The organism is Micromonospora sagamiensis (genome assembly GCF_014680085.1).
In the GTDB taxonomy this organism is placed as follows: Bacteria; Actinomycetota; Actinomycetes; order Mycobacteriales; family Micromonosporaceae; genus Micromonospora; species Micromonospora inyonensis.
This window is the reverse complement of sequence record NZ_AP023438.1, coordinates 5,153,699-5,165,273: the sequence shown is the minus strand read 5'-3', so window position 1 is coordinate 5,165,273 and position 11,575 is coordinate 5,153,699. Positions and strand designations below refer to the sequence as shown.

The window sequence follows — 11,575 nt, the reverse complement described above, 5'->3', positions numbered from 1 at the left end:
CGGACGCCGGTCGGGTGGACCCGGCCGGGACGCCCGTGGAAGCGTCCAGTTTAGGCGGAGCGCCACCGCCCGCTCACGGGACCGACCCGGGCCGCCCGGGGGCTCAGCGGCACAGTCCGGCGTACCCGTCGAGCGGAAAGGTGTCCGGGGCCCGGCCGGCCAGCCGCAGCCCCTCCCAGCAGGTCGCCTCGTTGCTGGAGACCACCGGTAGGCCGAAGCGCTCGCGCAGGATCCGGGCGGCCTCCAGCCCCCGGAACGCGGTGCAGCTGATGAAGATGCCGTCGGCGGCACCGGGATCGACGACCGCGGCGGCGATCCCCTCCGGCGGGACGGACGCGGTGTCCAGCGGGTCCGGCAGGGCCGGGCCGGCGGTGGCGGTCACCTCGATGCCGTGCGCGCCCAGGAAAGTCGCCACCAGGTCGTCGAGCCAGGGCTCGTACGGCGTGACGAGCACCACCCGGGTCAGGCCGAGCGACCGCAGCGCCGCCACCACGGCGGTGGACGTGGTGGAGGCGGGCCGGCCGGAGGCGGCGGTGATCCGCTCGGTGATCTCGGCGTCGTAGCCGAGCCCGTGGTAGAGACTGCCACTGGTGCAGGCGAAGACGATCGAGTCGACGGCGGCGTGGGCGAGCATCCGCGCCGCCTCGGGCACGCTGTCGGCGAGCGCGGCGAGCTGTTCGGGGGTGTCCCGCGTGATGGACATCCGGGCGACGTGCGCGCTGACCGTCGTGGGCAGGCTCAGCCGCAGGTCACGCTCGATGACCGTGTTCACGCTGGGCACCAGGAACCCGAGTCGGTGGGTCCACTCGGGATCGCGGTGGTTGGTGGTCTCCGCCATGATCGGACGGTAGCGAGATCCGCTCGAGCGCCGGACGAGTCCATGCGCACCGGGCGGACGACCCCGCCACCCACCATTCGGTTTAGGTAGGGTGGCTACGTGTAGCTTAGTAGGATGTGACCGGCTGTCATACCCGCCGGTCTCCCTCGTGAGGAGCCTGTCATGACCCTGAGCCGGCGACGTCTGATCCAACTGGCGGGCGGCGCAGCCGCCGCCGTCCCCATCGCCGGGTGCTCGGACCTCGGCGACAAGCTCGGCGACAACCTCGGCACCCGGTCCGGCTCCAGCACCGGCTCCAAGATGGAGAGTGAACTCGACGTCCCGGAGCCGTTCCAGGTCCCTCTCCCCCGGCCGCAGGTGCTCAAGCCGACCAACTCCGACGGCACCACCGACTTCTACGAACTTACCCAACGATCCGCCAAAGTGGAGATCATTCCGGGGCACCAGACCGAGATCTGGGGCTACAACGGCACCTTCCCCGGGCCGACGATCGAGTCACGCGCGGGCCGGCGCACCGTGGTCCGGCACCGCAACGAGCTCTCCGTGCCGGTGGTGGTGCACCTGCACGGCGGGAAGACCCCACCCGAGCACGACGGCTACCCGATCGACTACATCCTGCCCAACGGCGGTTGGGAGCCGGGCGGCAGCATGCCCGGCCACAACATGGCCCCCGGCAACACCAGCCAGGGCACGAAGGACTACATCTACCCGCTCGACCAGCCCGCCGCCACGCTCTGGTACCACGACCACCGGATGGACTTCACCGGTCCCCAGGTCTACCGAGGGCTCGCCGGCTTCCACCTCGTGCGGGACGACGAGGAGGACGCCCTGCCGCTGCCCAAGGGCGAGCGGGAGGTGCCCCTGTTCATCTGCGACCGGGCCTTCTCCGAGGACGGCTCGTTCCGGTACCCCTCCGCCGACCACAACCTGCACGACCCGGGGGTGACCGGGCAGTTCTCCAACGGGGTGCTCGGCGACGTCATCCTGGTCAACGGTGCCCCGTGGCCGATCATGGACGTCACCAACACCCGGTACCGGTTCCGGATCCTCAACGGATCCAACGCCCGGCGGTACGGCCTGAGCCTCGACCCGAAGCCGAGCGACGGCAGCTCGTTCGTCCAGGTCGGCAGTGACTCGGGGCTGCTCGGCGCGCCGATCGGGCACGACAAGATCGAGATCGCCCCGGCCGAGCGGTACGACCTGGTCATCGACTTCTCGAAGTTCAAGGTCGGCACGAAGGTCACCCTCCGCAACGAGCTGGACAGCGGCAAGCTGGGCGCCGTCATGCAGTTCCACGTCGCCCGGAGCGCCTCGGACGACAGCACGGTGCCGAGCCGGCTGGCCGACTTCGAGCAGCTCGACCGCTCGATGGCCGTCCAGACCCGGCAGTTCCTGTTCGGCCAGGGGGTCTCCGGCGGCAAGCAGATCTGGGCGGTCAACGGCAAGCCGTTCGACCCGAACCGGATCGACGCCCAGCCGAAGCTCGGCTCGGTGGAGATCTGGAAGCTGGTCACCGACGTCCACCACCCGGTGCACCTGCACCTGGCCCACTTCCAGGTGCTCAGCCGTCAGGGCCGGCCACCGTCGGCCCGGGACGCCGGCTGGAAGGACACCGTCGACATCCTGCCCGGCCAGGTGGTCGAGGTGCTGGCCAAGTTCACCGGCTACAAGGGCAAGTACGTCTTCCACTGCCACAACCTCGAACACGAGGACATGGTCATGATGAGCAACCTCGAAGTGGTCTGATCCCCCGCACGACCGCTGCGGCGACCGGCGCGTACCCGAGCAGGGTGCGCGCCGGTCGCCGTCTGCGTACCCGTCGAGGGGTGTCGGTCGGCGACGGGTGGCGGCGGGTGCCGGGGACAGCGGGGCCCACCTGGCTTGAGCCCTTCCCAATCCGCCTTCGAGCCGGCGGTGGAAACGTGCGCTGCGGCGGAGTTGGCGATCACCAGGCCCGCCCCGTCAGGGCACCCGCCGCACACGATGACCACGCGAAAGGACGCGAGCATGCCGTACGCCGCGATCAGGTACGACGTCATTCCCGGACACGAGGACGAGATCGCCGAGATCTTCGCGAACTTCCGCCGGGTCAGCACCCCGGTCCTGAAGAACGAGCAGGGCGAGGAGGTCGGCCAGCTGCTGGGCAGCGCCGTCTTCATCAGCGGCGAGATCGTCATCCGGGTCATCCACTACGAGGGCGACTTCCGCGCCATCGGCCGGCACATGGGCCAGCAGAGCGGCGTGCACGACCTCGAGGGCAAGCTCGCCAAGTACCTGAAGACCCAGCGGGACACCAGCACTCCGGAGAAGTTCGCCGAGTACTTCCGCAACGCCAACATGCGCTGCATCGCGCAGCTCACCAAGGACAACTACCCCGGTCCGGTGCCGGCCGGCGCGCAGCAGGGCTGACCGGCTCCTCGGCGAATCGGTTGCCGGTGGCGTCGGCCACCGGCAACCGCCCTCTCCCCCACCCCGATCAGCGCGGAAAGGTAGCTCCATGTCTGGCGTTTTTGGCTGGATCGACTTCACCCGGGACCTGGTCCTGGACCGACCCGTCGTCACGATGCTCACGGCGACGCTGGCCCAGCGGGGCCCGGACGGCGAGGCGGTGTGGGTCTCGCCGCGCGCCGCGCTGGGCTACCGCACCCTCGACGCGGACGGCGCGGGCGGCCGGCAGCCGTTCGTCACCGAGGTCGACGGCGCCCCGGTGGTCGCCGCCGTGACCGGCGCGCCGCTGCACCTCGACGACCTGCGGCAGCGGCTGCGCTCGGCCGGGCGCGGCTTCGCCCCGGAGACCCCGGCGGTCGAGCTGATCTCGGCGGCGTACCAGCAGTGGGGGGTGGAGTTCATCCCCTGGCTGGCCGGCCCGTTCGCGATCGTCATCTGGGACGCGCGCACCGAGGAACTGGTGCTGGCCCGCGACCAGCTGGCCCAGCAGCCGCTGTACTACACCCACACCTCCACCGGCCTGATCTTCGCCACCGAGCGCAAGGCCCTGCTGGCCCACCCGGAGGTCGACGCCGTCCTGGACGCGTCCGGGCTGCGCGAGGCGATCTCCCACGCGCTGCCGCCGGGCCCGCTCTTCAAGGGCCTGGAGTCGATCAAGGGTGCCGAGATCGCCCGGTTCGGCCGGGCCGGCTGGAACAAGCGGACGTACTGGAAGCTCTCCTCCCGCCCGCACGAGGAGGACCTGGAGAGCACCACCGCCACCGTCCGCCGGATGCTGGAGGACAGCATCCGGGAGACCCTGCCCGCCGACACGTCCCGGCTGGTGGCCACCCTCTCCGGCGGCATCGACTCCTCCTCGGTGGCGGCGCTGGCCGCGGCCGAGCTGCGCCGCCGGGGCGGCGACAAGCTGCGGACGTACACGGTGGACTTCAAGTCCAGCGAGTTCGAGGCGGACGTCATGCGTGACACCCGCGACTCGCCGTACGCGCAGGCCGTCGCGGACATGATCGACTCGGTGCACAACCTGGTCGAGCTGGAGTCGACCGACATCCTGCACCCGATCATCCGGCAGGGCATGCTCCGGGCCAAGGACGCCCCCACCCGGATCTACGACATGGAGACGTCGCAGTACCTGTTCATCCAGCACGCGGGGGCGCAGGGCGGCAAGATCGTCCTCACCGGCGGCGCGGGTGACCAGCTTTTCCAGGGCGCCCGCTGGTCCACCGACCAGGGCCTGGTGGAGTCCGGCACGTTCCCGTGGATCGCGCTGGCCCAGCGTTTCGGCGCGACGAACGGCTTCGGCACCGCGCTGCTCAACGCCGACACCCTCGCCGCACTGGACCTGCGGAACTACTACGCCGACGAGTACCACAAGGCGATCGGCGAGATCGAGTACCTGCCGGGCGAGGACGAGTGGCAGCGGAACATGCGCCGCGTCTCGTACCTGGTGCTCACCCGGGGTCCCCTGGACTCGTCGGTGTTCGCCGCGGCCGGGCTCCAGACCCGCGCGCCGATCAACTACTACAAGCTCGTCGAGTACGCCTACAACATCCCGGCGCCGTTCCAGCACCACGCCGGCATCGAGAAGAGCCTGCTCCGCGCGGCGGTCGCCGACCTGCTGCCCGAGCAGGTACTGAAGCGCCGGCAGAGCGCGACGCCGGTCAGCAACCACCCGAGTTACGCGCAACGACTCCAGGAGGAGTTCCGGGCGATCCTCGCCGACCCGGACGCCCCGGTCCGTCCGCTGATCGACCTGGAGGCGTCGAAGGCACTCGCCGACGACGCGCCGCGACTGGCCAAGGACCGGCTCGCCCGCGCGGCGGCCGAGCTGACCCTCCAGCTCAACCTCTGGCTGCACCACTACCGGGTACGGCTGGCGCTGTAACGCCGCCTCCTGAGCGGCACACGCGTCGACCGCTCCCCGCACGACCGTCACCAATCCGCTCGCATCGGCGACTTCACGGCGTAGGGGTACGACATGATCAATGACAGTGTGTTGGACACAATCGGCCGTACCCCGGTGGTCCGGCTCAACCGGATCCGGGTCGACAACGGCTCGGAGATCCTGCTCAAGCTCGAATCCCGCAACCCGGCGGGCAGCGTCAAGGACCGTACCGCGCTGTCCATGGTGCTGGAGGCGGAGCGCGACGGGCGGCTCAAGCCCGGCGGCACCATCATCGAGTCCTCCTCCGGCAACACCGGCAAAGGGCTCGCGCTGATCGGCGCGGCCCGCGGGTACCGGGTCATCCTGGTCACCGACCCGAAGGCACCGGCCTCCATGGTGGAGTACGTCTCCGCCTTCGGCGCCGAGCTGGAGATCGTCAAGGAGCCGGACGAGACCGGCTACCAGCGGCCCCGGCTGAACCGCGTGCACGAGCTGCTGGCCTCCACGCCCGGCGCGTTCTGGCCCAACCAGTACGACAACCCGGCCAACCCGAAGATCCACGCGGAGCAGACCGCGTACGAGATCCTCGACGACGTCGGCCAGTTCGACGCGCTGGTCGCGGCGGTCGGCACCGGCGGTCACATCAGCGGGCTCGCCGAGACCCTGAAGAAGAAGCTCCCCGACATGGTCACGGTGGGGGTCGACGCGAAGGGGTCGCGGGCGTTCGGCTTCCCGTACGAGACCTGGCTGATGCGCGGTCTCGGCATCGCCTGGAAGCCGGAGAACCTCCAGACCGAACTGGTCGACCGGGTGCACCTGGTGGCCGACCACGAGGGGATCGCCGCCAGCCGGCTGCTGGCCCGCCGGGAGGGCCTGCTGGTCGGCGAGTCGGCCGGCGCGGCGGTCTTCGGGGCGCTGCACCACGCGCACCACAACCCGGGATCCCGGATCGTCGCGGTGGCCCCGGACGACGGCGGCAACTACCTCGGCGAGTCGTACGACGACGAGTGGCTGCGGGCGCACGGCCTCGGTGACGCGGTGGCCGCGCTGGCCACCACGGAGCTGCTGGTCGCCGCCGCCAAGGACCCGGCCTGGCCGTCGATGACCCTGGAGCAGGTGTCCCGCCTGGTCACGAGTGGGTGAGGAGAGACAGGTGTTCGCCAACGTTGAACGGCTCGCCCGGTTCATGGACGAGCAGGGGCTGGACGGACTCGTCGCCACGACGATCGAGAACGTCTACTACCTGACCGGCGTCGCCGCGGTCGGCCTGGAGATCTTCCCGCACACCGGGCAGGCGTACGCGGTGGTCACCCGGGACGCCCTGGACCGGCCGCACTTCGTCGCCTCCCGGTGCGACATCGACCAGGCTCTGGACGCGTCCGTCGAGATCGCGGGCGCGATCGGGTACGGCGTCTTCTTCCGGGAGCTGCCCGACGGCGTGGAGCTGACCGACCGGGAACGGCGGCTGGCCGAGACGTCGGTGGCCGCCCCGGTGGTGCCGACCCCGATGGATGCCCTGGTGGAGACGCTGCGCCGGGCCGGGCTCGCCGAGGCGCGGATCGGCCTCGACGAGGACGGCGTGGCGCACGGCTACGTCGACGCGCTGCGGCAGAAGCTGCCCCGGCTCGACGTGCGGCTGGCGTCGAACTCGCTGCGCTGGGCCCGCAAGGTCAAGACCGAGCGGGAGGTGCGCAGCATCACCGCCGCCGCGAACGTGGCCGAGGTGGGTATCCAGGCGGTCAGCGCGCTGGCCCGGCCCGGGGTGACCGAGCGGGAACTGGTCCGCGAGTTCGAGCGGGCGGTGGCCGGCGCGGGCGGTCGGGCCAAGTTCAGCCACATCAAGATCGGCCGGGGCGGGGTGGCCGGGCAGACCCGTCCGAGCGACGTGGCGCTGCGCCGGGGCGACGCGATCTGGTTCGACGTCGGCTGCGTGGTCGACGGGTACTGGGCCGACATCGCCCGGGTGGTCAACCTGGGTGAGCCGCCGGAGAAACTGCGCCGGTACTACGCGGCGATGAAGGCCGGCTGCGACCGGGGGTACGCCGAGGCCAAGCCCGGCATGACCGGTGGCGAGCTGTTCCGGATCGTGGTCGAGGCCGTGCACGAGGCGGGAGTGCCGCACTACCGACGCAACCACGTCGGCCACGGCATCGGCGTCGAGCTGTACGACCGGGTGAACGTCACGCCGGACAACGAGGACACCATCGAGGAGGGGGTCGTCGTCAACATCGAGACGCCCTACTACGAGTTCGGCCTCGGGGCGGTGCAGGTCGAGGACCCGTTCCTGGTGACCGCCGACGGCAACAAGCTGCTCACCACCCTGGACCGGGACCTGATCGTCCTGGACTGACCAGCGCTGCTTGGCAGTGCGCCGGAGTCCGTCGCGGGCTCCGGCGCACCGCCGGGTGGTCGGCGGGGTGCGGCAGCACGCGCGCCCTGGTGGTTGCCGGGCATGCGCAACACGTGCACGCCCAGGTGGATGCAACGCGGGTTGAGTGGATGCAGGGGCCCCCTCCTCATCACCAGACGGTAGGAAGGGCCCCCTGCATCCACCTCAGGCGCCTGCGACCATGCGGGGCATGCGGGACGAGAACCTCGTCGGGCTCTGGGACACGAGGCCGTACGACTACGGGGTGATGGAGTCGAGCTGGCTCTGCCTCCGCCCGGACGGCACCGGCTGGAGCGCGTGGGCCGTCGCCGGCGGGGAGGGGTCGGTCAGTCACCTCACCTGGTCCCGCCCCGGCGACGACGAGATCGAGATCCGGTACACCTGGACCGCCGCCGGCAGTTGGCTGCCCGGTGAGCCGCCCGCCCTGGTCGAGATCGACGAGGAGTGGCCGGACGACACGCTGCTGCGTACGCGCTACGCGGTCCGCCTCGACACGCCACCACTGGCCGAGGCACCCATGACCACCCTGCACCTGACGGACGCGGTCGAGTCCGCGTGCCAGTTCGCGCTCTCCACGCGGAACGTCGACCACACGGACCCGGCGGCCCACGGCCGCCGGTGAGCCGACGGCCGGGTGCCGCGGTCGTACCGCTATCCGCTGCGTCGGACGAGCCGCACGCCGTACCCGATCGCACCGATGACGAGCAGGGCGCCCAGGAGCTGGAGGCCCGGCGAGTCGTCGGCCTCCCCGAGCACGATGCCGGCGACGCCGAGCGCGATGCCGAGGAGGACGACGAGGGCGAGGACGAACTTCATGGGATCTCCTTCGAGGGGCCGAACCCGCCGCCGTACGTGCCGGTGCGCGCGTCGGCCTGATCCGGGTGTTCCGTGCGGGGCTGGTGGTGTGCCGTGGTCATTCCTCGACCCACTCGAGCAGGTCACCGGGCTGACAGCCGAGCACCCGGCACATGGCCTCCAGGGTGCTGAACCGGACCGCCTTGGCCCGCCCGTTCTTCAGCACGGCCACGTTGGCGGGCGTGAGCCCGACCCGCTCGGCGAACTCGCCGACGCTCATCTTGCGTTTGGCCAGCTCGACGTCGATACGGACGACGATGGGCATCAGATCACCGCCTCCATGTCGGTGCGCAGCGTGGTGGCCTGCCGCAGCAGTGCCCGCATGACCACCATCAGCAGCCCCAGCGCGGCGACACCCACCACCATCAGGAACAGCAGGAGCGGCAGACCGGGGTCCGACGCGTTGAAGCCGACGTACAGGAAGACACCCACCAGCACCGCCCAGGCGGCGGTGATCGCCCACACGATCGCGTCCACCCACCGCAGGGCGACGTCGCTGAAGATGCGGTCGTGCTCGACCAGGGTGAGCAGCTTCCAGGTGGACACGATCACCACCTGGACGCACAGCACCCAGAACACCGAGACGGCGGTCATCGGCCACCGGAGGTAGGCGAAGTCCGGGGACTCCTCGGCCATGTGCGCGAACTGCCCGGGCAGCGAGAACGTCTGGAGCATGACCAGGATCCCGAACAGCACCACGAGGAAGACTCTGAGCGGGGCGACCGCTCGATGCTCAGCCAACATGCATCGACTATCGCTCGCAACCTATCGAAAGTCAATCGGTTCGGTGAAGCCCGCCCGCCGCTCGCGAGGAACTCCGGGGACGGGTGCCGGACGCCCCCGCACTCCTCACGGCCCGCGACCTCATCCACGCAGGCTCCGGAACGTCAAGAACGATCTTGCTCGATATAGGATCCCCCCGATGCGCGGGCCCGTCCCGACCCGACCCGGGACGTCGACACCGGCACCGCGACAGGACACCTTGGAGGAATGGTGAGATTCGGTCTTGCTCGCGCGGCCACCGCCCTGGTACTCGCCATCGGTGCAGCCGTCGCCCCGGCCGCCCCCGCCGCCGCGCACACCACGGCCGACCCACTGAACGTCTACCCGCCGATCCAGGGCTCGTCCACCTGGGACCGCTTCGGCCAGACCCCGCCGTCCTCGCACCACATCGTCTTCTCCAACTGGGGATACCTCAACGACTGGGCGGTGGACATCTACCGCAACCCGGGTGCCACCGTCGTCTCCCCGTTCGGCACCAAGACCGCTGCCGGGCACCCCGTGGCGGTGAAGGTGGTGACCGTACGGCCGGGATGCGCGACCGGAAACCTCGCCGACGGCGGCTACCGGATCGGGCTCGAGGCGCGCGACACCACCACGGGAGCGATCCTCGCCCGGGCGGACGTCATGCACGTGAACAACAAGCCCAGCACCATCGTCGTGGGGGCCTCGGTCGGCCCGTGGACCAAGCTCGGCGAGACCGGCCGCTTCCGGTGGTCCACCTGCTACCAGGTCAACGGCGACAGCGGCGCGCACATCCACCTTGAGGTGATCAACCAGCACCGGTACTCGTGCTACGTCAGCCGCCCCGCCAACACCGCGCTCACCGACCTGACCGTGATCGGCAAGGTCGGCGTCCACTACACGGCCCAGCGGCAGCGCTGCTGATCCGGCAGATCGACGCGGCGGCCCGCCGCCTGCCGGGGACTCGTTCCGCCACCGGCCGCGAGCAGGCCGGGCCGCCCACCTTCAGGCCACCCCGAGGGTGAGGGCGAGCTGGGTGACCGTCGCCGGGGCGTCCGGGTCACGGGCCACCCGGGCGAGCACCTCCCGGGCGGCCGGTCGGTGGCGTATCTCGGCCGGAGCGACGCGCTCGGCGTCGACCAGCATCCGGCCGGCATTCGCCGCGTCGTCGGTCTGGAGGTACGCCCGCGCGGCGTCGATCAGGTGCCCCGCGCGGTGTTCGGGCGGCAGCCACCGCCACCCCTCCCGTCCGGTCGTCTTCTCGTGCCAGGCGACCGCGTCCTGCCCATCGCCCAGCTCGACCGCCGCGGCGACCCGGGCCAGGCCCACCGCCGTCGGCCCGAAGCCGGTCCGGTGGTGGTCGTGACCGTCACCGACCCGGACCGCCAGGTCGCCGGCCTCGTCCATCAACTCGGCGGCGGCGCGGTCGTCTCCGTGCCGGGCCGCCGCCAGCGCGGCCTGCACCAGCAGCGTCCCGCAGAGCGACAGCTCCGCCGGTGCGCCGTCGTCGGGGTCGGGCGGCGCGATCCGGTACGCGGCGGCCAGCATCGCCGACATGGCCGTCCGCGCCCGGCCGGACGCCCGGAGCACCTGGCCGAGCTGCACCGCGGCGGCGGCCACCAGCACCGGGTCGCCGGTGGCGACCGCCATCGCCCGGTCGGCGGCCAGCCACGCCACGTCCGTCTCGCCGAGCTTCACCAGCAGCGACGTGGTCACCCGGTACGCCTCGACCAGCGGCGCGCGGCCCGCTCCGGGATCGTGCGCGTGGGTACGCTGCGCGTACGCCAGCAGTTCCGGCACCATGGCGATCAACTGCGGGTACCGGGCGTGCTGGTAGGTGGTCCAGGCGTGCCCGACACTCCCGGCCAACCTCTCGGCGGGCAGCACCGCGTGCCGGACCGCCGAGCGGCCGAGAGCGATCTCGTACGTGGACAGCGCCACCCGGATCCGCTCGACGCCCTCGGCCCGCGCGGTCACGTCGGCGGGGCGGGCGTCCCGGCCGAGCAGCACCGCCGTGTCGATCCGCAGCACGGCGGCGATGTCCCGGAGGGTCGACACCCTGTCCAGCGAGCGGACACCACGCTCGATCTTGTCCACCCAGCTCTTCGACCTGCCGAGCCGATCGGCGAACACCTGCTGCGACATCTTCCGTCGCACCCGCCAGTACGCCACCCGACGCCCGACCGGGAGGAGATCACTGTCCACGGCGCCACCGCCGCTCCGGCACCGCCCGGGTCGTCTCCTCCGCCGGTATTCGGTCCGCCTCGGCCTGGTCGAGGAGCCGCTGCTTGGCCGCCTCCCGTTCCGCCGCCTCGATCTGCTCACCGCGGTTCTGCTCCGGCTCCGACTGCGCACCGTCCACGTGACACCCTCCTCGAAAGAGGGCGCGGCAGCGGCACTCGGGGAAGGGCCGACC

The 11,575-nt window shown here is 71.3% G+C and carries 13 protein-coding genes; 7 read left to right on the top strand and 6 right to left on the bottom strand.

What is annotated here, in order from left to right:
- Positions 1–103: 103 nt before the first annotated feature.
- On the bottom strand, positions 104–838 hold the full coding sequence (locus tag IGA62_RS22750; RefSeq protein ID WP_145818935.1) for a maleate cis-trans isomerase family protein: 735 nt from the start codon (positions 836–838) through the stop codon (positions 104–106).
- 162 nt (positions 839–1,000) lie between these two features.
- Between IGA62_RS22750 and IGA62_RS22745 the strand changes: the two genes are divergently transcribed.
- The 6 genes from IGA62_RS22745 (at position 1,001) to IGA62_RS22720 (ending at position 8,182) form a co-directional block, all read left to right on the top strand.
- Positions 1,001–2,584 (top strand): multicopper oxidase family protein, encoded by a 1,584-nt coding sequence (locus IGA62_RS22745; protein ID WP_145818936.1) that lies wholly within the window; start codon positions 1,001–1,003, stop codon positions 2,582–2,584.
- A 237-nt stretch (positions 2,585–2,821) separates the two neighbouring features.
- The gene (locus tag IGA62_RS22740; protein ID WP_232624748.1) at positions 2,822–3,247 is read left to right on the top strand and encodes a SchA/CurD-like domain-containing protein; all 426 of its coding nucleotides are present in this window, start codon (positions 2,822–2,824) and stop codon (positions 3,245–3,247) included.
- Between the two features lie 88 nt (positions 3,248–3,335).
- Entirely contained in the window at positions 3,336–5,171 is a 1,836-nt protein-coding gene (locus IGA62_RS22735) for an asparagine synthetase B family protein (protein WP_145818937.1), read from the top strand.
- Between the two features lie 93 nt (positions 5,172–5,264).
- Entirely contained in the window at positions 5,265–6,314 is a 1,050-nt protein-coding gene (locus IGA62_RS22730; protein WP_145818938.1) for a PLP-dependent cysteine synthase family protein, read from the top strand.
- Between the two features lie 10 nt (positions 6,315–6,324).
- On the top strand, positions 6,325–7,521 hold the full coding sequence (locus IGA62_RS22725) for a M24 family metallopeptidase (RefSeq protein WP_198501100.1): 1,197 nt from the start codon (positions 6,325–6,327) through the stop codon (positions 7,519–7,521).
- 229 nt (positions 7,522–7,750) lie between these two features.
- Entirely contained in the window at positions 7,751–8,182 is a 432-nt protein-coding gene (locus IGA62_RS22720; RefSeq protein ID WP_145818939.1) for a hypothetical protein, read from the top strand.
- A gap of 29 nt (positions 8,183–8,211) precedes the next feature.
- Here the strand turns inward: IGA62_RS22720 and IGA62_RS22715 are convergent, their stop codons facing one another.
- From IGA62_RS22715 to IGA62_RS22705, 3 genes are all read right to left on the bottom strand, one after another.
- A complete protein-coding gene (locus IGA62_RS22715; protein WP_186499935.1) occupies positions 8,212–8,376 on the bottom strand; it encodes a hypothetical protein in 165 nt (54 codons plus the stop codon).
- 97 nt (positions 8,377–8,473) lie between these two features.
- Entirely contained in the window at positions 8,474–8,680 is a 207-nt protein-coding gene (locus tag IGA62_RS22710; RefSeq protein WP_107256509.1) for a helix-turn-helix domain-containing protein, read from the bottom strand.
- Positions 8,680–9,159, bottom strand: coding sequence for a DUF2975 domain-containing protein (locus IGA62_RS22705; RefSeq protein WP_145818940.1), 480 nt, complete (start codon positions 9,157–9,159; stop codon positions 8,680–8,682). The genes IGA62_RS22710 and IGA62_RS22705 overlap by 1 nt, the downstream gene beginning before the upstream one ends.
- 246 nt (positions 9,160–9,405) lie before the next feature.
- Between IGA62_RS22705 and IGA62_RS22700 the strand changes: the two genes are divergently transcribed.
- Complete coding sequence (locus IGA62_RS22700) at positions 9,406–10,083, top strand: hypothetical protein (protein ID WP_198501099.1); 678 nt, start codon at positions 9,406–9,408, stop codon at positions 10,081–10,083.
- A gap of 81 nt (positions 10,084–10,164) precedes the next feature.
- Here the strand turns inward: IGA62_RS22700 and IGA62_RS22695 are convergent, their stop codons facing one another.
- Together IGA62_RS22695 and IGA62_RS30250 are read right to left on the bottom strand one after the other, a co-directional pair.
- A complete protein-coding gene (locus tag IGA62_RS22695; RefSeq protein ID WP_232624747.1) occupies positions 10,165–11,364 on the bottom strand; it encodes a helix-turn-helix domain-containing protein in 1,200 nt (399 codons plus the stop codon).
- Positions 11,354–11,521: a hypothetical protein gene (locus IGA62_RS30250; protein WP_232624746.1), complete on the bottom strand. Its 168-nt coding sequence runs from the start codon at positions 11,519–11,521 to the stop codon at positions 11,354–11,356. The genes IGA62_RS22695 and IGA62_RS30250 overlap by 11 nt, the downstream gene beginning before the upstream one ends.
- Between the last annotated feature and the right edge of the window lie 54 nt (positions 11,522–11,575).

Excerpts from the sequence above, each read along its gene's own strand:
- IGA62_RS22720 (WP_145818939.1), top strand. The coding sequence starts at position 7,751 with ATGCGGGACGAGAACCTCGTCGGGCTCTGGGACACGAGGCCGTACGAC.
- IGA62_RS22745 (WP_145818936.1), top strand. The coding sequence starts at position 1,001 with ATGACCCTGAGCCGGCGACGTCTGATCCAACTGGCGGGCGGCGCAGCC.
- IGA62_RS22735 (WP_145818937.1), top strand. The coding sequence starts at position 3,336 with ATGTCTGGCGTTTTTGGCTGGATCGACTTCACCCGGGACCTGGTCCTG.
- IGA62_RS22705 (WP_145818940.1), bottom strand. The coding sequence starts at position 9,159 with ATGTTGGCTGAGCATCGAGCGGTCGCCCCGCTCAGAGTCTTCCTCGTG.
- IGA62_RS22710 (WP_107256509.1), bottom strand. The coding sequence starts at position 8,680 with ATGCCCATCGTCGTCCGTATCGACGTCGAGCTGGCCAAACGCAAGATG.
- IGA62_RS22750 (WP_145818935.1), bottom strand. The coding sequence starts at position 838 with ATGGCGGAGACCACCAACCACCGCGATCCCGAGTGGACCCACCGACTC.
- IGA62_RS22715 (WP_186499935.1), bottom strand. The coding sequence starts at position 8,376 with ATGAAGTTCGTCCTCGCCCTCGTCGTCCTCCTCGGCATCGCGCTCGGC.
- IGA62_RS22740 (WP_232624748.1), top strand. The coding sequence starts at position 2,822 with ATGACCACGCGAAAGGACGCGAGCATGCCGTACGCCGCGATCAGGTAC.
- IGA62_RS22700 (WP_198501099.1), top strand. The coding sequence starts at position 9,406 with ATGGTGAGATTCGGTCTTGCTCGCGCGGCCACCGCCCTGGTACTCGCC.
- IGA62_RS22730 (WP_145818938.1), top strand. The coding sequence starts at position 5,265 with ATGATCAATGACAGTGTGTTGGACACAATCGGCCGTACCCCGGTGGTC.